At 70.8% G+C, this 20,033-nt stretch carries 20 protein-coding genes; 6 read left to right on the top strand and 14 right to left on the bottom strand.

Features of this window, described 5'->3' with window-relative positions; all coding sequences use genetic code 11:
- Positions 1–63: 63 nt before the first annotated feature.
- Positions 64–2,253 (top strand): putative bifunctional diguanylate cyclase/phosphodiesterase, encoded by a 2,190-nt coding sequence (locus G524_RS0103885; protein WP_027442535.1) that lies wholly within the window; start codon positions 64–66, stop codon positions 2,251–2,253.
- On the opposite strand, the gene G524_RS0103880 is transcribed toward G524_RS0103885, so the two are convergent.
- Positions 2,250–2,783, bottom strand: coding sequence for a DUF6702 family protein (locus G524_RS0103880; RefSeq protein ID WP_027442534.1), 534 nt, complete (start codon positions 2,781–2,783; stop codon positions 2,250–2,252). The genes G524_RS0103885 and G524_RS0103880 overlap by 4 nt on opposite strands.
- Complete coding sequence (locus tag G524_RS0103875) at positions 2,780–5,263, bottom strand: M1 family metallopeptidase (protein ID WP_211219273.1); 2,484 nt, start codon at positions 5,261–5,263, stop codon at positions 2,780–2,782. Before G524_RS0103875 ends, G524_RS0103880 begins: the two co-directional genes overlap by 4 nt.
- 98 nt (positions 5,264–5,361) lie before the next feature.
- Here G524_RS0103875 and G524_RS0103870 point away from each other — a divergent pair, with 98 nt between their 5' ends.
- Positions 5,362–5,574 (top strand): C1orf53 family protein, encoded by a 213-nt coding sequence (locus G524_RS0103870; protein ID WP_036857317.1) that lies wholly within the window; start codon positions 5,362–5,364, stop codon positions 5,572–5,574.
- Entirely contained in the window at positions 5,571–6,683 is a 1,113-nt protein-coding gene (locus tag G524_RS0103865; protein ID WP_027442531.1) for an S-(hydroxymethyl)glutathione dehydrogenase/class III alcohol dehydrogenase, read from the top strand. The genes G524_RS0103870 and G524_RS0103865 overlap by 4 nt, the downstream gene beginning before the upstream one ends.
- Here G524_RS0103865 and G524_RS0103860 read toward each other — a convergent pair.
- Positions 6,666–7,214, bottom strand: coding sequence for a flavin reductase family protein (locus G524_RS0103860; RefSeq protein ID WP_051220885.1), 549 nt, complete (start codon positions 7,212–7,214; stop codon positions 6,666–6,668). The two genes, G524_RS0103865 and G524_RS0103860, sit on opposite strands and share 18 nt — an antisense overlap.
- Positions 7,215–7,411: 197 nt before the next feature.
- Between G524_RS0103860 and G524_RS14895 the strand changes: the two genes are divergently transcribed.
- The 3 genes from G524_RS14895 to G524_RS0103845 are packed head-to-tail and all read left to right on the top strand — an operon-like array spanning position 7,412 to position 10,975.
- Positions 7,412–8,518 (top strand): GNAT family N-acetyltransferase, encoded by a 1,107-nt coding sequence (locus G524_RS14895; protein WP_051220884.1) that lies wholly within the window; start codon positions 7,412–7,414, stop codon positions 8,516–8,518.
- Complete coding sequence (locus G524_RS14890; RefSeq protein ID WP_084625037.1) at positions 8,511–10,046, top strand: lipopolysaccharide biosynthesis protein; 1,536 nt, start codon at positions 8,511–8,513, stop codon at positions 10,044–10,046. The genes G524_RS14895 and G524_RS14890 overlap by 8 nt, the downstream gene beginning before the upstream one ends.
- A gap of 50 nt (positions 10,047–10,096) precedes the next feature.
- Entirely contained in the window at positions 10,097–10,975 is an 879-nt protein-coding gene (locus tag G524_RS0103845; RefSeq protein ID WP_027442529.1) for an alpha/beta fold hydrolase, read from the top strand.
- Between the two features lie 38 nt (positions 10,976–11,013).
- Here G524_RS0103845 and G524_RS0103840 read toward each other — a convergent pair whose 3' ends face one another.
- The 11 genes from G524_RS0103840 to G524_RS0103790 are packed head-to-tail and all read right to left on the bottom strand — an operon-like array spanning position 11,014 to position 20,031.
- Positions 11,014–11,433, bottom strand: coding sequence for a hypothetical protein (locus G524_RS0103840; RefSeq protein ID WP_027442528.1), 420 nt, complete (start codon positions 11,431–11,433; stop codon positions 11,014–11,016).
- A gap of 15 nt (positions 11,434–11,448) precedes the next feature.
- Positions 11,449–12,879, bottom strand: coding sequence for a flagellar filament capping protein FliD (gene fliD, locus G524_RS0103835; RefSeq protein ID WP_027442527.1), 1,431 nt, complete (start codon positions 12,877–12,879; stop codon positions 11,449–11,451).
- 30 nt (positions 12,880–12,909) lie between these two features.
- A complete protein-coding gene (locus G524_RS0103830) occupies positions 12,910–14,052 on the bottom strand; it encodes an EscU/YscU/HrcU family type III secretion system export apparatus switch protein (protein ID WP_027442526.1) in 1,143 nt (380 codons plus the stop codon).
- A 1-nt stretch (position 14,053) separates the two neighbouring features.
- The gene (locus G524_RS0103825) at positions 14,054–14,857 is read right to left on the bottom strand and encodes a flagellar biosynthetic protein FliR (protein ID WP_027442525.1); all 804 of its coding nucleotides are present in this window, start codon (positions 14,855–14,857) and stop codon (positions 14,054–14,056) included.
- On the bottom strand, positions 14,854–15,126 hold the full coding sequence (locus G524_RS0103820) for a flagellar biosynthetic protein FliQ (protein ID WP_027442524.1): 273 nt from the start codon (positions 15,124–15,126) through the stop codon (positions 14,854–14,856). Before G524_RS0103820 ends, G524_RS0103825 begins: the two co-directional genes overlap by 4 nt.
- Positions 15,123–15,950, bottom strand: a complete 828-nt coding sequence (gene fliP, locus G524_RS0103815; RefSeq protein ID WP_245561280.1) for a flagellar type III secretion system pore protein FliP — start codon at positions 15,948–15,950, stop codon at positions 15,123–15,125. Before fliP ends, G524_RS0103820 begins: the two co-directional genes overlap by 4 nt.
- Positions 15,950–16,246 carry a flagellar biosynthetic protein FliO gene (locus G524_RS0103810; protein WP_027442522.1) on the bottom strand — a complete coding sequence of 99 codons (297 nt, stop codon included), beginning with the start codon at positions 16,244–16,246 and terminating at the stop codon, positions 15,950–15,952. The genes fliP and G524_RS0103810 overlap by 1 nt, the downstream gene beginning before the upstream one ends.
- A gap of 16 nt (positions 16,247–16,262) precedes the next feature.
- Positions 16,263–16,565, bottom strand: coding sequence for a FliM/FliN family flagellar motor switch protein (locus G524_RS0103805; protein ID WP_036857313.1), 303 nt, complete (start codon positions 16,563–16,565; stop codon positions 16,263–16,265).
- A complete protein-coding gene (locus G524_RS0103800; protein WP_156893999.1) occupies positions 16,565–17,620 on the bottom strand; it encodes a FliM/FliN family flagellar motor switch protein in 1,056 nt (351 codons plus the stop codon). The genes G524_RS0103805 and G524_RS0103800 overlap by 1 nt, the downstream gene beginning before the upstream one ends.
- Entirely contained in the window at positions 17,617–18,225 is a 609-nt protein-coding gene (locus tag G524_RS0103795; RefSeq protein WP_027442519.1) for a flagellar basal body-associated FliL family protein, read from the bottom strand. Before G524_RS0103795 ends, G524_RS0103800 begins: the two co-directional genes overlap by 4 nt.
- Positions 18,226–18,276: 51 nt before the next feature.
- Positions 18,277–20,031: a hypothetical protein gene (locus G524_RS0103790; protein ID WP_027442518.1), complete on the bottom strand. Its 1,755-nt coding sequence runs from the start codon at positions 20,029–20,031 to the stop codon at positions 18,277–18,279.
- Positions 20,032–20,033: the final 2 nt, after the last annotated feature.

Below are 20,033 nucleotides of genomic sequence, written 5' to 3'. Positions count from 1 at the left end.
CTTGCGCACCTACGCAGGGCCTGAGGCAAGGATTCTTAAACCCTTGCCCGCCATTGGGGTGCCGTGCACCACCCTCAGCGCCTCGATGCGATTCGCCAGCTTGGGCTTGAGACCGTCCCTGATCGGGAGGTGTTTTCGCGCATCACCCTGCTGGCCGCCACCATGCTCGGCTGCCCGATCGCGCTGATCTCGGTGGTCGAGGAGGAACGGCAGTGGTTTCTCGGCAGCACCGGGCTGGCCTGCGGCGAGACCGACATTGCCGATTCGATCTGCCGGCTGTGCGTGATCGGCGCCTCGCCGGTGCTGATCGGCGATGCCCGCGCCGATCCGCGGCTTGCGGGCAACCGCCTGGTCGGCGGCCCGCCCTTCATCCGCTCCTATATCGGGGTGCCGGTGCGGCTCGATGACGGGACGGTTCTGGGCGCGCTGTGCGGCATCTCGCCCGAGCCGGGCGCCTTCGGCGCGGAGCAGATCGCCCCGCTTGCCATGCTCGCCGAACTTGCCGAACGCGCGATCGCGCTGCACACCCGCACCCGTGAACTGAGCCTCGCCAACGCCGCGCTCAAGCAATCGAGCCAGATCTTCCGCCAGGCCGAACAGGCCGCCAATGTCGGCTTCTGGCGGGTCGATCTGGCCACGTGGACGCTGCACTGGTCCGACCAGGTCTATGTCATCAATGGTGCCGAGCCCGACACGACACCCACGGTCGAGGAAGCGATCCGCTTCTACGAGCCGGAGGATCAGATCATGGTCAAGGCCAAGCTTGAGCAGGCCGTGGCCGATGGCCTGCCCTTCAGCTTCGAGACCACCATCCACCGCCGCGATGGCGAGCCGCGGCGCATCCGGGTGGTGGGCGAACGCATCGATGTCGATGGGCTGCCCGACAGCGTCGCCGGGATCATCCTCGACTGCACCGAGGAATATTTGCGCAATGCCGCGCTCGAGCGTGCAGCTGAGCGCGACCGGCTGACCGGACTGTTCAACCGCGCCGCCTTTGACCGCAAGCTGGCCAAGGCAATGCAGCAGGTCGAGGCGAAACCGGTCACGGTGGCGCTGCTCGATCTGGATGGGTTCAAGGATGTCAACGACACGCTCGGCCACCTTGTCGGCGACAGGGTGCTCGAGACCGTCGCCGAGCAGCTGCGCCTGGCGCTGCCAGGTGAGGTCTTCGCGGCGCGCTGGGGCGGGGATGAATTTGCCCTGCTGTTCCCGCCGAACCTGGCGCTCGAAGAGGTCATGGCGATGCTCACCCGGCTGCTCGCCGCGCTCGATGCGCTGCCCCCGCTGGGCAACGTGCTCATCAAGATCGGGGCGACCTGCGGGGTGGCGCAGATCGCCAGCCCGGCGCGCAGCGAGGAGATCATGCGCCGGGCCGACCTTGCGCTCTATCACGGCAAGGCGCACGGTCGCGGCAGCGTGGTGTGCTGGAGCGAGCAGATCGAGGCCCGCCAGACCGAGCGCCAGAACGCCATCGCCCGGCTGCGCGGGGCGCTCAATGGCGGGCGGGTGCTGGCGGCCTATCAGCCGATCCGCGAGCTGGAGAGTGGGCGGGTGGTCTCGGTCGAGGCGCTGCTGCGGCTGCGCGACGAGGACGGGCGCCTGCTCAGCGCCACCGAGGTCTTTGCCGCGCTGCTCGATCCCGAGCTCTCGCGCCGGGTGAGCCGGGTGATGCTCGACCAGGTGGTGGCCGATGGGCCGCGCATCCTCGCCCTGTTCGGCCCGGACACGCGCATCGGCCTCAACCTTTCCGAGGCGGATCTCAAGCAATGCGATTTCGTCCGCCACCTCATCGACGTGATCGACGACAGCCCGCTGCAGCCGGAGCACATCATCATCGAGGTGACCGAGACCATGCTGATCGATGCCGACGGGCAGGTGCGCGCCTCGCTCGCCATGCTCGATGATTGCGGCTTTACCGTGTGCCTCGATGATTTCGGCACCGGCTTTTCCTCGCTCACCCACCTGCGCGCCTTCCCGATCCGCAAGGTCAAGATCGAGCGCGATTTCATCGCGGCGATCCACGAGGATCACCAGGCCCGGCTGATCATCCAGGCGATCGTGCAGATGGGCCATTCGCTGGGCTTGAAGGTGGTGGTGGAGGGGGTGGAAAGCGAGGAGCAGGAATTGTTCCTGCGCGCGATCGGCTGCCGCCATGTCCAGGGCTTCCGCTTTGGCCGCCCGATGCTGATCGGCGAGCTTGAGGCCCAGTTTGGCGCGCAGGCCGCGCCCCAGCCCCGCCGCGCCGCGCGCTAGATCCGCAGCAGCGCCTCGCGCGGGGCATCGCCGCGGTGGAACACCAGCGTTTCCACCCGGGTGCCGCGCCCGATGTTCACCCGGTTTTCCTGAGCCGTCCAAAGATCGGTGAAGATCTGCGCGTTGACCCTGAGGCGCAGCGTGCGCGGCGCCGCATCAGCCCCGCCGCCCTGCCCCGCGCCCGGCAGCGGCCATTCCTGATAGACCCACAAAAAGCCCCGCTCGATCTCGCTGCCGACATAATCGGGCACGACGATCTCGCCCTCCACCGCCAGCAGGAAGCGGCGCGTGGCATAGCGGGCAAAGGCCTCGCGGCTTTCCGGGCTGGCGATGATATCGGGGCGGCGCACCCCCTGGAAGGCGAGCGCATGCTCGGCATCGTGCAGTGGCACCTGGTGGACGATCTCGAGCATGGCGCTGCGCGGATTGGGCGCCAGAGTGGTGATGGTGCGCTTCTGCTGGTGCGCCAGCGCCCGGCTGGCGAGCGGCGCCAGCACCAGGGCGAGGAGCACGGCGCGCCGGGCGATCACTTGCGCTTCTTGTCCGGCTCGGCCCCGGCCGCCTCGCCCATCAGGTCGCGTGCGCTGCGCGCCTTTGCCGCCTCGGCCTTGAAGGCCTCGATGCGGCTGGGGATGATGCGGCGCGGATAGTGGTTGTTCTCGATATCGGCATCGCCGGTTTCCCAATCGGGATCGACCACCACCTCGACCAGCTCCTTGCCCTTGGGATAGACGAGGAGCTTGGCCACCTCGCGCGGGTTGCGCCGCCAGATCTCGGCCGGGATCGTCAGCTTCTCGCGGCTGCCATCCTTGAACGACAGGCCGAGGATGATCGGCATCACCAGCCCGCCGCGGTTGGTGAAGTTGAGGACATAATAATTGGCATCTTCCTTCACCGCCCGCTCGAAGGCCGCCCGCTCCCACGGCAAGAGGCTGTCGCGGAACTCGGCATAGGCCTTGCGATCCTTGGGGGTGACGGTGAATTCGTCGTTGCGATCATAAAAATCGGTAACGCCGCGGTTCTCCAGTACCCAGATCGGCAAGCCCTGCGCGCGGTTGAGGGCAACGCCCACCGGCTCGGGCGCCTCGGCGCGCTCGGCCCGGCGGCGCGGCAGATCGATGTCGGGGTCCTTGGTGTCGAGCCGCAGGCGATAGATCGTATCGAGGCTGATATCGACATGGTCGGTGGTGTAGAACCAGCCGCGCCAGAACCAGTCGAGATCGGTGCCGCTCGCTTCCTCGATGGTGCGGAAGAAATCGGCAGGCGTGGGGCGCTTGAACTTCCAGCGCCGGGCATATTCCTTGAGCGCGAAATCGAAGCGTTCGCGCCCGATGATGGTATCGCGCAAGAGGTGCAGCGCAGCCGAAGGCTTGCCATAGGCATTGGCGCCAAGGTTGGTGACCGAATCCGACTGGGTCATGATCGGCTCCTGCTCGGAGGAGATCATGTAGCTCACCATGTCGCGCGGCAGGCTGCGGGTCCAGGGCAGCTTGGGGTCCCATTCATAGCCGGCGACCGAATCGAGGAAGGAATTGAGCCCTTCGTCCATCCAGGTCCATTGCCGCTCGTCGGAATTGACCGTCATCGGAAAGTAGATGTGCCCGATCTCGTGGATGACGACGCCGATCAGGAACATCTTCTCCGCGAGCGAATAGGTGCGGCTGCCATCCTTGTTGAGTGTGGTGCGCGGCCCGTTGAAGGTGATCATCGGATATTCCATCCCGCCCACCGGGCCGTTGACCGATTGCGCGGTGGGATAGGGATAGTCGAAGCTGAAGCGCGAATAGACCTTGAGCGTGTGCGCGATCGCGGCGGTGGAATATTTGCGCCACAGCTCGCCCCCTTCCTTGGGCCAGAAGCTCATCGCCATCACGGTCTCATGCTCGGCGCCGGGCTGGTGGACCCCTTGCGCATCCCACATGAACTTGCGGCTCGAGGCCCAGGCAAAATCGCGCACGTTGCGTGCGGCAAAGCGCCAGGTCCTGGTGCCGGTGGGGTTGCCGGCCTCGGCCGCGGCGGCCTCCTGCGGCGTGACGATGAACACCGGCGCGCTGGCCTTGCGCGCCGCGGCGAGGCGCTGGCGCTGGAGCGGGGTGAGCACCTCATCGGGGTTGGCGAGCTCGCCGGTGGCCGCGACGATGTGATCATCGGGCACGGTGAGGCTCACCTCATAATCGCCGAACTCGAGCGTGAACTCGCCGCGGCCGAGAAATTCCTTGTTGTGCCAGCCCTCATAGTCCGAATAGGCGACCATGCGCGGGAACCACTGGGCAAGCAGGAAAATGTCATTGCCGCCCTTCCTCGGATCGTCGGGGAAGTGCTCGTAGCCCGAACGCGCCACCACCGCGTCTTCCTCGACGATGTTGAAGGCGAAGGCGAGCGAGAAGGTGAGCGTCTCGCCCGGGGCGAGCGGGCGCGGCAGATCGATCCGCATCAGCGTGCCGACGATGGTGTGCGGCAGATCGGCCCCGTCCGCGCCCTTCACCGCCGTGATGGTGTAGCCATAGTCATTGTCGGCCATGGCCTGCTGGCGGCGCAGCTCCTCGAGCGAGAGGCGCGCCGGCTCGCCATCCGTGCCAAGGCTGACCTTGGGCCCGCGCCGCCCGGGGCCGCCGAACACGTCGGTCAGCTCGGCCATCGAATCGCGCCTGAAGATGTTCTGATCGAGCTGCATCCACAGCCACGGCAGGCTGTCGGGCGAATTGTTGGTGTAGCGCACCTCAGCCTCGGCGCTGAGGCGGCGGCGCGGCTCATCAAGCCGGGCGGTGATGGTGTAATCGACCTTCTGCTGCCAATATTCGTGCCCCGGCGCGCCGCTGGCGTTGCGATAGGTGTTGGGGGTGGGCAGCACCTCGTCCAATTGCCGGAACTTGTCCTCGAAGCGGCCCTTGGTCTGCTGGATGCCCTGCGCACCGGCGGGTGCGGCAAGGATGAGGGCCAGAGTGGCAAGCAGGATGCGCAAGGGGGCTTCTCCGGACAGCAGCGGCACGTGGCAAGGCCGCAGGTTCACAGCGCAATTCGCCGGCATGCGCAAGCCGGTTTGTCCCTGCCTCACCTGCCGCTGCCCGGATTGTCTTTGCCGCGGGGCGCGCCTATCGCTCGGCGCCGATGACCACGCCCCCCCTCTGGCACGCCCTGCACGAAGCGGCCTGCGCGCGCGGGGCCATGACCTATCGCGATCCCGAAACCGGCTACAGCGTGTTCACCCGGCTGGCCCATCTCAAACGCGGCCATTGCTGCGGCTCGGGCTGCCGCCATTGCCCCTTTGGCCACGCAGCCGTGGCCCGTCCCGATCAGCAGCCACAGGAGAACACCCGATGAAGACCCGCGCCGCCGTTGCCTTCGCGCCGAGGCAGCCGCTCGAGATCGTCGAGCTTGATCTTGAAGGCCCCAGGGCCGGCGAGGTGCTGGTCGAGATCATGGCCACGGGCGTGTGCCACACCGATGCCTACACGCTGGATGGGCATGATTCGGAAGGAATCTTCCCCAGCGTGCTCGGCCACGAGGGCGCCGGGATCGTGCGCGAGGTGGGCGCGGGCGTCACCTCGGTCGCGCCGGGCGATCATGTCATCCCGCTCTACACCCCCGAATGTCGCCAGTGCAAAAGCTGCCTTTCGGGCAAGACCAACCTGTGCACCGCGATCCGCGCCACGCAGGGCAAGGGGCTGATGCCCGATGGCACCACCCGCTTTTCCTACAAGGGCGAGCCGATCTATCACTACATGGGCTGCTCGACCTTCAGCAATTTCACCGTGCTGCCCGAAATCGCGGTGGCCAAGATCCGCAAGGACGCGCCCTTCCAGTCGGCCTGCTATGTCGGCTGCGGGGTGACCACGGGCGTGGGCGCGGTGATCAACACCGCCAAGGTTCAGGTGGGCGACAATGTCGCGGTCTTCGGGCTGGGCGGCATCGGCCTCAATGTCATCCAGGGCGCGCGGCTGGCGGGGGCCAACATCATCCTTGGCATCGACATCAACCCGGCGCGCGAGGAATGGGGCCGGCGCTTCGGCATGACCCACTTCCTCGACAGCCGCGGCATGAGCCGCGAGGAGATCGTCGCGCGGGTGATCGAGATCACCGATGGCGGGGCCGATTACACCTTCGATGCCACCGGCAATGTCGAGGTGATGCGAACCGCGCTCGAGGCCTGCCACCGCGGCTGGGGCACCAGCGTCATCATCGGCGTGGCCGAGGCGGGCAAGGAAATCGCCACCCGGCCCTTCCAGCTCGTTACCGGGCGCAACTGGCGCGGCACCGCCTTTGGCGGGGCCAAGGGCCGCACCGATGTGCCGAGGATCGTCGATATGTACATGGCCGGCAAGATCGCCATCGACCCGATGATCACCCACGTGATGGGGCTTGATGAGATCAACACCGCCTTCGACCTCATGCACGAAGGCAAGTCGATCCGCTCAGTGATCCTGTTCTAGGCCCCCGAAGCGCCCGCCGAAGAACACCAGCGGGCGCCCACCGCTTGGCCTGCGCGCCATGGCGATCACCTCGCCGATGATGAGGGTGTGATCGCCCGCCGGGTGCGCGGCAAAGCGGCGGCAGGCGATCTGGCCAAGCGCCCCGCGGATCGCCGGCAGGCCCCCTGCCCCCTCCTCGAAATCGCCCGGCAGCAGCGCCGAATCCCCGCGCGCGGCATAGCGCCGGGCGAGCACCGCCTGATCCTCGGCCAGGATGCTGATGGCAAAGCGGCTCGCCCCGGCATAGGCGGCATATTGGCTCGCGCTGTTTTGCAGGCTCCAGCTCACCAGCATCGGGCTGAGCGAGAGCGAGACCAGCGAATTGATCGTCATCGCCGAGATGCGCCCGCCCTCACCCCGCAGCGCCACCACCGCCACCCCGGTGGCAAACTGGCCCATCAGCTGGCGGAAGGCGCGCGCTTCGGCCTCGCGCGCAGGATCGGCGGCGGGCACGGGGCGCTCGGGCGAAGGCGAAGGCAGGGGATCGGACACGGCTGGCCGCTGGCTTGGGGCAAGGCTTGCGCCCCTGTCAATCGGCAGCGCCGCGCCCTGTTCCCGAAAGGGCGGGAGAGCCGGGCAAAAGCGCGTGGTTAACCGCATGGTTACGCGCCCCCGGCTAGAGCAGAGCGCCGCCAGTCCTGCCGCCCGCGCGCGCAGGCCACCCCGCTTGCGGCTGACCAGGTGGAAGCATGTTCGAAGGCAGGATCGCAGCGAGCCGCCTGGTGGCGGTGGAGGTGGAGGGCTTCCCCCCCGCGCTCGATGCGCTCGCCGAGCACAACCTTGCCGGCCACGGCTTCCTGCGCGCCGCCTGGTATCGCGCCAGCCTGAGCGCCTGTGCCCGCCCCCACAGCGCGCAGCGAGGGCGCAGCCTGCTGGTGCAGCGCGCCGGGCAATGCGGTTCCTTCCCGATCGCTGCCATTCCCACCATTGGCTTCGGCCCGGCGCTGCTCGGGGCGCGGCGGGTGGCGGGCGCCTATTGGCCGCTGCGCGCCGCGCTGATCGGGCGCGATTGCGACCCGCGCGAGCTTGCCGCCGCGCTCGCCCTTCCCGCCGCCCGCCGCGCGCTCGGGCCGATCTGGCGGCTTGGCCCGGCGCGCGCCGATTGCCCTGCCACCGCCCGCCTTGTCGCTGCTGCCGAAGCTGCCGGCTGGCAGGTGCTCGCCCGCCCGGCCGGCACGTGCTGGGTGATCGATTGCGCCGCCGCGCGCGCCGAGGGTTGGCCGCGCGCCTCAACAGCCAAGCGCATGGCGCGGATCGAGCGGCGCCTCGGCCGGCTAGGCCCGGTGAGCTGGAGCCGGGTGCGCGGGGCCGCCTGGAGCGCGGCGGCGCTCGATGAGCTTGCCGCGATCGAGGCGGCCAGCTGGATCGCCGCGCGCACCGATGGCAGCGGCGCCAAGTTCCTCCATCCCCACCAGCGGGCGCTGTGGCTGGAGGTGCTGGCCGATCCGGCCCTGGCCGCGATGCTGTGCGCCACGATCCTCAAGGTGGGTGGCAAGCCGGTGGCCTTCAGCTTCGATCTCATCGATGGCCAGGTGCAATATGGCATCGCCGGAAGCTATGTTCAGGCCCTTGCCCGCCACGAGATCGGCAAGCTTGCCAATCACCGCGCGCTGGCCGATGCGATCGCGGGCGGGATCGACCTCATGGACCTTGGCGCGGGCGACAGCGGCTACAAGCGCGAAATAGGCGCCAGGGCCGGCTATGAGCTGGTCGATCTGCTGATCGTGCGCCCGCGCCTTGCCGCGCGGCTGATCGCGCCGCTGTGGGCCGGCTGGGGCAAGGCGCACCATGGCTGAGGCCGATCCGCCCCGCACCGCCCGCGAGGCCCCGGGCGCGCCTGTCGGGAGCGGCAGCGCTGCAACCGCCGCCGCAGCGCCCCCTTCGCTCGCCGCGCAGGTGCGCAGCGCGGTGATCTGGCGCTCGGGCAGCCAGGTGCTCACCCAGCTGGTCTCCTGGGCCTCGACCCTGATCGTCATCCGCCTGCTCGCCCCGCAGGACTATGGCCTGTTTGCCATGGCCCAGGTGATGCTGGTGCTGCTTTCGACCATGAATGGCTGGGGCCTGGCCTCGGCGCTGATCCGCGAGCGCGAGGTGAGCGAGGAGCGCCTGCGCCAGACGCTGGGGATGCTGATCCTGCTCAATTTCGGCCTCGCGGTCGTGCAGGTGCTCGCCGCGCCGCTGGTGGCGGCCTGGTTCGGCCAGCCCAAGGTGGCCGCGCTGCTGCGGGTGCAGGCGCTCATCTATCTTACCGTGCCTTTCAGCGCCCTGCCCTATGCGATGCTGGCGCGGCGCATGGATTTCCGCCGCCCAGCCCAGGTGCGCCTCGTCGCCGCGATTGCCGGGGCGGGGATGGCGCTCGGCGGGGCGCTGGCCGGCTGGGGGGTGTGGACGCTGGTGTTCGCGCCGCTGACGATCCTCGTGACCGAGGCGATCGGCATGACCTGGGCGGCGCGCGCCCCGATCCGCCCCAGCTTCCGCTTTGCCGGGGCCGGGCACATCGCCGGCTTTGGCGGGATGATGACCGCGACCCAGCTGTTCTGGTTCGTGCAGAGCCAATCGGACGTGATGATCGCCGGCCGGGCGCTCGATCCGCACACGCTCGGGGTCTACACCACCGGGCTGTTCCTCGCCCAGCTGCTCGCGGCCAAGTTCATCCCCCCGATCAACGAGGTCGCCTATGCCGCCTACAGCCGCCAGCAGGGCGCCGCGCCCGAGGCGCTGCTCGCCACCATCCGGCTGGTGATGCTGGTGGCGCTGCCCGCCTATGCCGGGATGGCGGTGGTGGCAGAGCCGCTGGTGCCGGTGCTGCTCGGCGCGCAATGGCACGAGATCAGCCCGCTTTTGCCGATCCTCGCCGGAGCGATGGCGATGATGACGCTGCAAATTCTCTTTGCCCCGGCCACCAATGCCCGCGGGGTGCCGGGAGCCGCGCTCAGGATCGCAATGCTGGGCAGCCTGGTGATGCCTGCCGCCTTCTGGATCGGCGCGCATTGGGGGATCTTTGGCCTTGCCTGGGCCTGGGTTGGCGGCATGGCGGTGCTGACCGCGGCCACGGTGTGGCTGTCGGGCGGGCTGATCGGCCTCAGGCTCGCCGCGCTCGCCCGCGCGATCGCCCCGCCGCTTGCCGCGGCGCTGGCAATGGCCGCCGGGGTGGCGCTGGCGCTGCGCCTGCTGCCGCCAAGCTGGCCGCCGCTCGCGCAGCTTGCCCTCACCGTGCCGCTGGGGGTGGCGCTCTACCTTGCCGCCCTGCGGCTGATCGCGCCGCAGCGGCTGGCCGAGGCGCTGGCCTTCATTCGCCAGCCCGCCGCCACACCGGCCCCTTAGCAAAAGCGCGCGATTGACTTGCACCGGGCGATGCTTTTGAGCCCGCGGGCATGACCTCTGCCCGCCCCAATCCGCAAACCCGCTTCCACCGTGTGGGTGATATCGCCATGGCGGTGCACCACTGGCCTTCCGATGGCGACGGCGCGCCGCTTGTTTTTGCCCATGCCACCGGCTTTCACGGGCGGGTGTTCGATGCCGTGATCGAAAGCCTCAACGCCCATCCGGCCCATGCGCTCGATCTGCGCGGCCATGGGCAAACCGGCGGCGGGCCGATCGACGACTGGCGCATCGTCGCGCGCGATGTGGCCGCCTTTCTCGATCAAGCCGCGCTCACCGGCGCCATCGGCATCGGCCATTCGATGGGCGGGCACACGCTGCTTCAGGTCGCAGCCGATCGCCCCGGCGCCTTCAGCCGGCTGGTGCTGTTCGATCCGGTGATCCTGGCGCCGGCCTTCTATGCCGCCCCCGCCCCGCTCTACACCCCCGAAAATCCCCACCCGGCGATCCGCCGCAAGCGCGATTTTGCCAGCGTCGAGGAGATGATGGCGCGCTTTGCCACGCGCGATCCCTATTGCCTGTTCGATCCCCGGGTGTTTGCCGATTACTGCCGCCATGGCCTGCGCCCCGCCGCCTCGGGCACGGGGATGGAACTGGCCTGCCCCCCCGAGGTCGAGGCCAGCATCTATGCCTCGAGCCGCAGCAATCCGGGGATCATCGAGGCCGCCCGCAGCGTCACCTGCCCGGTGCTGGTGGTGCGCGCGCGGCAGAGCGAACTTACCGATTTCAAAGGCTCGCCCACCTGGGCCGAGCTTGCCGACATCCTGCCCCGGGGCCGCGATCTCCACCGCCCCGACATGACCCATTTCCACCCCTTCGAGGATCCCAGGGACGCCGCAAGGATCATCGCCGATTTCATCGCCGAGGGGTGATGATCGCAAAATGTTCCACGTGAAACATTGCCCCGCGCCTAGCCGGCCGCCTCAAGCACATCCCTGATATCCTTGCGAATTGCCGCAAGCCTCGGGCCATCGGGCTGTTGGAGCAAGGCCCCGATCTGCGCGGCAAGCGCGCCGTAGAAAGCGGCAAGGCTGGCGGCGAGCGGGTGCTCTGGCGCAACCGAGCGGGCGAGCCACAAGAGGATCGTCTGCGCGCGGGAAAGCGGCGCGCGCAGCGGCAAAGCGGCGGCAGAACCAGGGCAAAGCCCGTCCCCATTTGCGCCCCCATTCGCGCCTGCTTCCCGCGCCATCAGGGCCAGGGCGGTGCCCAGCGCCGCCTCGGCCTCCTCAAGGCAGATGCGGGTGAGATCGCCCGCCCCGGCCGCGGCGATCCGCGCCTCGAGCGCCACCCGGCGATAGGCCGCGGCGGGGTGGCAGGTGATGGGCTGCATCGTCCGGCCCCCGCATCAGCGCTCGCGCGCCGACCACAGATCGACCTGCTGGCGCAGGAAGGCCAGGGTCGATTGCGCGGCGGCAACGCGGCGTTCGGAGGCGGTGAACTCGCGGGTGAGGCGCAGCCGCAGGGCCTCCTGCTGCTCGGCGATCTTGCCGAGCCGCGCATCGCTCGCGGCAAGCTCGCGCTCATAGCGGGTGAGCGAGCCGCCGAGCGTGCCGGGATTGCCGATCGAACTGTTGGCGCGCACGAAACGGTCGATCGTGGCAAAGACCCCGCTCGCCCCGGTGGTGAACATCGCCGCCACCGCCTCGGGCTGATCCTCGAGCGCGCGGGAAAGCCGCGCCGCATCGAGCCGGAAGGTGCCGTCGCGGTTGAGCGCAAGGCCAAGATCGCCGAGCGTGCGCGGCGCCCCCGCAGCCGCGCCGGGCATCACCACCTCGCCCGCGAGTGCGGCGAGGCTGCGGCGCAGCGCGCGCGCGCCATTGTCGTTGCCGAGCGGCCCGCCGAGCGGAGCGGCGAGTTCGTTGACCTGCGCGGTGATGTCGTTGAGCGCGGCGACGAGATCGCCCATCACCGCCGACAGCGCGGAGCTGTTGCCGCCAAAGCTGATGGTGGTGGGCGCGCCGACATTGGTGGCGCCAAGCGTGAGCGAAAAGCCACCGGGAAGCCCGGTGACGCGGTTGGAGGGGCTGGTCATCGCCACCCCATCGAGGCTGAAGGCGGCATCGCGCGCCACGCTTTGGAGCGGCGGGGCCGAAGCGCCGGGCGCCCAGGCGAGATATTCAAGATCGCCCGGCACCGGCCCGCCGCCCATTCCGGTGGCCTCGACCACAAAGCCATTGGCCGCCCCTTCGCGGCCCTTGAGCACCAGCCGCGCCCCGCCGGTGCCGCTGGCGACATAGGCCGCAATCGCCCCGCCGCTCGCCTGGTTGATCTTGCTCGCCAGACTGGCCAGCGTGTCGCTGGCGCTCACCGCGATGGTGATCGGATCGCGCGCGGCATCGGGGGTGAAGCTGGTGCCATCCACCGTGCCCAGCCGCAGGGTGAAGGTGCCTTCGCCGACCAGGGCATCGCTGCTGGCAAGCGGCGCGCTCACCAGGGTCTGGGCGCTCGCCAGCGCGCTGACCTCGAGCGAGAAGGTGCCGCGCGGCAGGGCGCCGGGGGCCACGCTCACCGTGGCCACAGCAGGGTTGGCGACCACGCCGCGCGGGGCCAGATCGCCGTTCCTGATGCGCTCGCCCAGCGCGCTCGCCAGGCTGGTGAGCGCATTCCTGAGCTGCGCGGCGGCGGAAACCTGCGCCTCGAGGCTCTGGCGCCGGCTGGTCAGATTGTTGCGCTGCCCGGCAAAGCTGGCCGCGGCGATATCATCGGCAAGCTTGATGAAATCGACGCCGCTGCCCGCGCCGAGGGCTGAAATGATCGATGATCCGGGGCTGCTCATGCGCGCAAGAACGGCGAAGGCTTGGCAGGTTTAAGCATCGCGCGCGGGCCGCCCATCGGCATCGAAGCGCAGGGCCTCGGGCACCGCGATCCGGGGCCGGGCGGGCGCCTGCCCGCGCTTCAAGGCCATGACGAAGGCGACCAGCGCAGCAAGCGCGACATAAAGCTCCTCGCGCACCATCTGGCCCGGCCGGGTGGTGAAATAGAGCGCGCGCGCGAGCGTGGGATATTCGAGCACCGGCAGGCCCTTTTCCTGCGCAATCTCGCGCATGGCGAGCGCCACCTCGCCGCGCCCCTTGGCCAGCACCAGCGGCGCCGGGGCGCGCGCCGGATCGTAGAGCAGCGCGACGGCAAAATGCTCGGGGTTGGTGACGAGGAATTGCGCCTCGGCCATGGCCCGGGCCACCCCGCCGCGGGCAAGATCGCGCTGGCGCTGGCGCCGGGCCGCCTTCATCTCGGGCGAGCCTTCGGCCTGCTTCAATTCCTCGCGCAGTTCCTCGCGGCTCATCATCAGCCGCTTGTCGCGCTGGAAGCGTTGCAGCGGCCAATCGATCGCGGCGATGGCAAGAAGGCCGATGAGAAGCGCGCCGATCAGCCCCTGGGTGGCCTCGAGCGCCCCTTGCACCTGCGCCGTGATCGGCGCCGCGCCCAGCGCCATCAGCCCGGGCAGGTGCCCGCGCGCCCACCAACCGGCAATCCCGCCAAGCAGGGCAAGCTTGATGAGGCCCTTGGCCAGTTCGATAAGGCCGTGCCAGCCGAAGATGCGCTTCAAGCCGTTGATCGGGTTGATGCGCGATGGCTTGAAGGCGGCATTGCCGGCAACAAAGCGCCCTTCCGCCCCCCCGAGCAGCAGCTGCGAGGCGAGGGTAAACCCCGCCACCGTGAGGCCCAGCGCCATCACCGGGGGCAGCACGCCAAGCGCCGCACCGCCCAGCGCGGCGCCGGGGGTGAAGCCATCGAGAGCAGCCCGATCAAACACCAGCGCCGCGCGCGCCACGCGGGCAAGCCCATCGGCGAGCCAGGGCCCCAGCGCGGCAAGCGCCAGCGCCCCTGCCCCCAGCGCCGCGGCGGTCGCCCATTCCTTCGAGCGCAGCACATCGCCCTTGCGCGCGGCCTCGCGCCGGCGCTGCGGCGTGGGGGCAAAGCTCTTTTCCCCGGCGCTCTCCTCGGCCATCTCAGGGCGCCCCCAGCCCTGCCCCAGTGCCGGCGATCGCGCCGGCAAGTTCGAGCGCCGCGGCGATGGCGCTGCGCAGCTGGGCAAGGATCGCCGGCAGGGCCAGGATCAGCGCCGCAATTCCCGCCAGCACGCCCGCCGGCAGGCCGAGCGCGAACAGGTTGAGCGCCGGGGCCGCGCGGGCGATGATCCCGGTCACCACCTGCACCAGCAGCAGCACCAGCACCACCGGCGCGGCTATGGCCGCAGCGCTGGCAAGGCCAAGGCCCATGAACAGGGCAATCTCGCGCGCCTGCTCCGGCCCCAGCCCGGCGCCCCCGGCGGGGAGCAGGCGGTAGCTTTCCACCAGCAGTTCAAACCACAACAGATGCGCGCCGCTGGCAAAGAACAACAGGCTCATCACCAGCCCCAGAAAGGTGCCGAGCGCGCCCGCCTGCGCGCCGCTCGCCGGATCGATCGCGGTTGCCAGCGCCAGGCCCATGGTGCCGGCGATCTGTTCGGCCGCGATCAGCGCCGCGGCAAAGGCGAGCTGGAGCACGAAGCCCAGCGCAAGGCCGATCGCCACCTCGTGCAGCACCGCCAGCGCCGCGGCAAGCGAGAGCGGCGCGGGCAGCGCAGCGAGCGGCACGTGGGCGGCAAGGAAATGGCCGAGGGCAAGGCTGGCCAGGATCCGCGCCGGCACCGGCACCGCCATCGCCCCCAGCATCGGCGCGGCAAACAGCGCCGCGCCGCAGCGGATCGACAGGAGCAGCACCTGCCAGAGCTGTGCCTCGAGCCCGGCAAGGCCGAAATCGGGCACATTCATGCCGCGATCCCTGCGATCTGATCCATGATCTCGCGGGTGAAATCCGCAAGCAGGCCCATCATCGCCGCGCCCAGCACCACCAGCACCAGCGCGCTCACCGCCAGCTTGGGGATGAAGGACAGGCTCTGTTCGTTGACCGAGGTGGCGGCCTGGATGATCCCCACCACCAGCCCCACCACCAGCGTGGCCACCAGCACCGGGGCGGCGATGAGCGCGATCACCCACAGCGTCTGATCAGCCAGGGCCAGCAGCTGGGCTTCCTCGCTCATGGGGCAAAACTCATCGCCAGCGAGCCCATCAGCAGCGCCCAGCCATCCACCAGCACGAACAGCAGCAGCTTGAAGGGCAGCGAGATGATCGTGGGCGAGAGCATCATCATGCCCAGGCTCATCAGCACGCTGGCCACCACCAGATCGATGACGAGGAAGGGCAGATAGATCATGAAGCCGATCTGGAAGGCGGTTTCGAGCTCGCTGGTGACAAAGGCCGGCAGCAGGATCGAGAAAGGCACCTCGGCACCGCTGGCAAAGCGCGCCCCGCCGGCCAGATCGCTGAAGAGCATGAGATTGGCCTCGCGCGTCTGGGCGAGCATGAAGGCGTGGAAGGCCTCGCCCGCCTTGGCGATCGCGGCATCGGCGCCAAGCGTGCCCGCGGCATAGGGGGCGATCGCCGTGCTGTTCACCACATCGAGCGTCGGCGCCATGACAAAGAGCGAGAGGAACAGCGCCAGGCCCGCGAGCACCTGCCCCGGGGGCGCGCCCTGCAGGCCGAGCGCCTGGCGCAAGATCGCCAGCACCACGAGGATGCGCAGGAAGCTCGTCATCATCAGCACCAGCGCGGGCAGGATGGTGAGCAGCCCCATCACCAGCAGCAGCTGGAGCGAGAGGCTGAGCGGGGCCTGGCTGCCCGCTCCGCCGCTGCCGAGCGCGCGCTCGATCGCCCCGCCGATCCCCGCGGCCACCGGATCGGGCCCTGGCAGCGGCGCCGCGGCGGCGGCGGCAGGCGCGGCGGCGTGGGCAAGGCCGGGCAGGGCGAGGAGCAGCAGAGCGAGCGCCCCTGCCAGCGCGGCGCGGATCATGCTGCGCCCGCGCATCAGCCGCGCGCCTCGGTTTCGGCGCCGCTGGCGGGGCTGGCGGCGGCCTCGCCGAGCCGCACCAGCCCGTGGCGCGAACAGCCGAGCAGGATGTCGCGGCCATGAAAGCGCACCACCGCAAGGCGCATCCCCGGCGCGATGAGGCGCGCCTCGATGAGTTCGAGCCGCTCCCCCGCCCCGGCCGCCCCCAGAGCGCCGAGCCGGGTCTGGAGCTTGCGGGTGAGCCACAGGCTGCCCCAGATCAACCCCGCCAGCAGCGGCAGCAGCAGCGCAAGGCGCAGGAAATATTCGAGCATCGCCCTGCCCTTTTCGCTAGAGCGCCGTATCTGCCGGGGCCGCGGCGGCAGCAGGCTCGGGCGCAGCTTCCTCGCCCGCCAGCGTGACGATCCGCAGGGCAAAGCGGCCCTTTTCGGCCACCACCTCGCCGCGCGCGATCACCCGGCCATTGGCGGTGATGTCGAGCAAGTCGTCGGTCAGCCGGTCGAGCACCACGGTGCTGCCCTCGCCAAGGCGCAGCACCTCGCGCAGCGGCATTTCGGTGCGGCCGAGCTCGACCGCAAGGCGCACGGCGACATCGCCGAAGCGTGAGAGGCTGGGGGGAAAAGCGTGGCTCATCAGGCAAGACCTTCATCAGCAAGGGAAAGTGGTGCGGCATCGGGGCCGGGCGTGGATGCGGGCGGCGCAGGGGGCGGCGCGAAAGGTGGCGGGCCGGATGCGGCGGGCGGGGGCGGCGCGCCCGGTGTGGCCATGCGGGTGAGGCTGATCGCCATGCGCTCCGCACTGGTGCCGACCTCGCCAACCCCAAGCACCATTTCGCCGAGGCGCAGCGGCACCTGCCGGCCCAGCGCCAGCGGCAGGCAATCGCCCGGCGCCAGCGCCTCGAGGCGGGCAAGCGGCAGATCAAGCTCGACCAGCACCACGCTGAGCGGCAGGGGGATGCTGGCGAAGGGTTCGCCGAGCACCGCGGCCTGGCGCCGCCGCGCGGCTGGACGGGCAAGGCTGCGGCTGCCGGGCAGCAGCCGGGCGAAGGCGGCCGCATCACAGGCGAGCAGCAGCGGCCAGCTGCAGCCTTCCTGATTGGTGATGGTGAAGCTGATACCCAAGCACGCGCCGTTCGGATCGAAGGGCCTGAGGCGCGCCGCGCTTTCCGAGCGCACCATCACCGCGCCTGTCGCCGCGGCGGCGGCCTCGGGCGGCGGGCAATCGCCGAGGCTCGCCCGCGCGAGCGCCCCGGCGATGATCGCCGCGGCCTCCTCCACCAGCAGCGCCGCCGAGCGCGGCAGGGCCTCGGGGGCGGGGCTGGCCGGGCGGCCTGCACCGCCAAAGCTGCGCTCGGTCAGCGCCACCGCGGTAGCCAGATCGCAGCTCAACAGCACGCGCTCCCCCCCCGCGCCGCAGCGCAGCAGGCAATTGGCCGCCACCGGCCCGATCCGCGCCAGCACCTCGGCGCCGGTGATCGGCTCGGGCGCGCCCACCGCCACGCTCAGCCGATCGCCCGCCAGCAGCGCCGAAAGCTCATCGGCCAGCAGGCGCGCAAGATCGCGCCGCCAGGACGCCACCAGCGCGGCGCGCTCCTCGGGCCGGGCCGCGCGGGCGCCGGCATGGCCGAGCAGTTCGGCGCAATGCTGCGCCGCCGGGCGCGCCGCGGCGAAATCCTGCTCCATCCTCATTGCACCAGAAACCCCCTGAAATGCACCGCATCGATGCCGCCGAAGCCCTCGTGCTGCTCGAGCACCTGGTTGACCGCGCGGGTGAGGCGCTGGGCAAGGCGCTGCTTGCCTTCCTTGTCATAGACCTCGGCCTCGGTGGTGGCGGCAAGCTCGGCAAGGATGGCCGAACGGATCGCCAGCTCGTGGGTCTTGACCCATTGCAGCACCCGCCCGTCGCGGCGGGTGGAAACCGCCAGTTCGACCTGGATCAAGGCCGGTGAATTGGCGAGGTTGGAGGTGAAACTGTCGGCAAAGTTGTAATAGGCGGTGCGATACTCGCTGCCGCCCTCGCCATAGACCGGGGCGGGGGCCTCCTTGTCCTTTTCCGCGCCGGGCAGCGCATAGGGATCTTCCTCGCCCTTGCGCACGAGGCGCGGGATATCGGGTTCGTGCTTTTCTGCCGGGGCGCCAAACAGGCCCATGGCAAAGGCGCCATAGGCCCCGCCCGCCCCGGCGCCGAGCAGCAGCACCGCGCCAAGTGCGAGCTTGACAAAGCCGCCCTTGCCCTTGGCGGGCGCCTCGCTGTCCTTGTCTGCGCCTTCGTTTTTGCCTGCGGCTTTGGCCATGACCCCGTGAACTCCCCTGTCAATGCGCCCGGCGCCCCTTCACCTGGGCGTCTAGGCAAAGATGCCGCCCCCGGCCCGCGCATCCGGCGCGCCAGTGCCCTCGGCCCGCGCCGCGATCAGCGTGGCGGTGGGGGCGGCGCGCGCCCTGCCGGGGTGGCCCTCGCGCCCCTGGGATTGGCCCGAATATGGTTGCGAGCCGCCTTGCCCCGACCCTAGGGAAGACCCGTAGCGCGGCGCGTCACCGCCCGAGCTGGCAGGATCGGCGCTGGCGGCAGCCGCCGCTGCCCCGGCGCCGGGGGTGCGCTCGGCAAGCGCCGCCTGCACCGCGGGGACAAAGGCCGGATCATGGCTCGCCAGCACCGCACGCCAGCCATCGGGGAGGGCAGCCTCGATCCGCAGCGCCACCGCGCCGAACTCATTGTGGCGCAGCGTCAGTTCGGGCCGGGCGCTGCGCAGCGCCTGGCGCAGCGCGGAAAGCTGGGCGATGGCGCTGTCCTGCCCGGCCCCGGGCGGCGGGGCGAGGCCGGCGGAGGGATGCCCGAGCGGCGCCGGACCGTGGGTGCCGGGCGCGGGCGCGGCGGTGAGCAGCGGTGCGCTTGGCGGCGCGGCGGCGGGAGGTGCCGCCGGGCTGGGCGCAGGCGCCGGGCTGGCGACCTGCCGCGCGGTCGCCGCAAGCATTGGTGGCGCTTCCTCGGCTGGCGCCTCTGGCGCGCTGGGGCCCGCGGGCAGGGCGGCGGAGCGGCGCGCGGGGCGTGGCTCTGCCGCTTCTGCCGCGGCGGCGGGGCGGCGCGGATCGGGGCGCGGCTCGGGGCGCGGCTGGGCCATGTCCGGCTGGGCCAGCGGCAAGGGGCCGACGGGGATGGCTGCGGCGAGGTCGGGCAGCGGCGCGATTGCTGCGCCACCGGTCGGCGCGGCCAGCGGGGCGGGCAGGGTCGCGGCGAGGAAGGGCGTGACGGGCGCCGCGCCTGAAGGCAGGGCCGCAAGCGTGGGCGGCGCGCCCGCCAAGGCTGCGCTGGATGCGGCTTCGGCTTGCGGCGCCACAGCGGCTGCCAGCGCTTGATCGGCGACAAGTGCAGGATGGGTGGCAGCGCCCTGCCGGCGCGCCGCGGCGGGGGCCGGGTGATCGGCGGCGGTCGCGGGGGCGGGGGCGGCGCTGGCCGGGGGCAGCGCTGGCGTGGCGAGCGTGGGGGCAGGCCCGGGCACCGACATGGCCGCAACGACCGGCGCCGGGCCTGATTGCCCATCGGCGGGCGTGTCAGCGGCGGGCTGCTCGGGCGGCCCGGGCTGGGCCGAGGCCAGAAGCGCCGGGATTGCGGCTGGCGCCGCGCCGGGCGGGAGCGGCGCCGGCTCGGCCCCGCGTGGCGGCAGCGCGATCACGCCCGCTTCGGCCCGGTGCAACGGCGCGGCAAGTGTTTCGGCCGGGGCGCGCGCTGGCGGGGACGCAAGGCGCCCTGCGATGGCCTCGCCGCTCGCCCCCGACGCCTCGGGAAGCGATGCAAGCTGCGGGAAGGGCAGCGGCGCGGGCAGCGGCAAGCCGGTGCCGCCTTGCGGCAGCATCATGCCGGCCTCGCCCCAACCCGGGGTCGGCGCCATCGGCACCATCGGCGCCGATGGAGCGGCAGGCGCCAGCGGGGACGGGGCGGCGCCCTCCTCCCCCGTCGCGTCCTCCTCCTCGCCCGGAATCAGCGCGCCAAGCAGCGCGGCGAAGTCGGCGCTTGGCGCGGCGGGGCCGCTCGCCAGCCCCGGCGCGGCGGAGAGCGCGGGGGCGGAGCCGGGCGCGGGATCGGGCAGCAGGGGAAGCATCATCG

Origin of the sequence: Erythrobacter cryptus DSM 12079 (genome assembly GCF_000422985.1) — a bacterium.
In the GTDB taxonomy this organism is placed as follows: domain Bacteria; phylum Pseudomonadota; class Alphaproteobacteria; order Sphingomonadales; family Sphingomonadaceae; genus Erythrobacter; species Erythrobacter cryptus.
This window is presented reverse-complemented; position numbering and strand designations above follow the sequence as displayed.

Coding starts and splice junctions, on each gene's coding strand:
- G524_RS0103800 (WP_156893999.1), bottom strand. CDS start 17,620: ATGAGGATGGAGCAGGATTTCGCCGCGGCGCGCCCGGCGGCGCAGCAT.
- G524_RS0103825 (WP_027442525.1), bottom strand. CDS start 14,857: ATGAATGTGCCCGATTTCGGCCTTGCCGGGCTCGAGGCACAGCTCTGG.
- G524_RS0103820 (WP_027442524.1), bottom strand. CDS start 15,126: ATGAGCGAGGAAGCCCAGCTGCTGGCCCTGGCTGATCAGACGCTGTGG.
- fliD (WP_027442527.1), bottom strand. CDS start 12,879: ATGAGCAGCCCCGGATCATCGATCATTTCAGCCCTCGGCGCGGGCAGC.
- G524_RS0103840 (WP_027442528.1), bottom strand. CDS start 11,433: ATGCAGCCCATCACCTGCCACCCCGCCGCGGCCTATCGCCGGGTGGCG.
- G524_RS14895 (WP_051220884.1), top strand. CDS start 7,412: ATGTTCGAAGGCAGGATCGCAGCGAGCCGCCTGGTGGCGGTGGAGGTG.
- G524_RS0103845 (WP_027442529.1), top strand. CDS start 10,097: ATGACCTCTGCCCGCCCCAATCCGCAAACCCGCTTCCACCGTGTGGGT.
- G524_RS0103830 (WP_027442526.1), bottom strand. CDS start 14,052: ATGGCCGAGGAGAGCGCCGGGGAAAAGAGCTTTGCCCCCACGCCGCAG.
- G524_RS0103795 (WP_027442519.1), bottom strand. CDS start 18,225: ATGGCCAAAGCCGCAGGCAAAAACGAAGGCGCAGACAAGGACAGCGAG.
- G524_RS0103805 (WP_036857313.1), bottom strand. CDS start 16,565: ATGAGCCACGCTTTTCCCCCCAGCCTCTCACGCTTCGGCGATGTCGCC.
- G524_RS0103790 (WP_027442518.1), bottom strand. CDS start 20,031: ATGATGCTTCCCCTGCTGCCCGATCCCGCGCCCGGCTCCGCCCCCGCG.
- G524_RS14890 (WP_084625037.1), top strand. CDS start 8,511: ATGGCTGAGGCCGATCCGCCCCGCACCGCCCGCGAGGCCCCGGGCGCG.
- G524_RS0103810 (WP_027442522.1), bottom strand. CDS start 16,246: ATGCTCGAATATTTCCTGCGCCTTGCGCTGCTGCTGCCGCTGCTGGCG.
- fliP (WP_245561280.1), bottom strand. CDS start 15,950: ATGCGCGGGCGCAGCATGATCCGCGCCGCGCTGGCAGGGGCGCTCGCT.
- G524_RS0103865 (WP_027442531.1), top strand. CDS start 5,571: ATGAAGACCCGCGCCGCCGTTGCCTTCGCGCCGAGGCAGCCGCTCGAG.
- G524_RS0103870 (WP_036857317.1), top strand. CDS start 5,362: ATGACCACGCCCCCCCTCTGGCACGCCCTGCACGAAGCGGCCTGCGCG.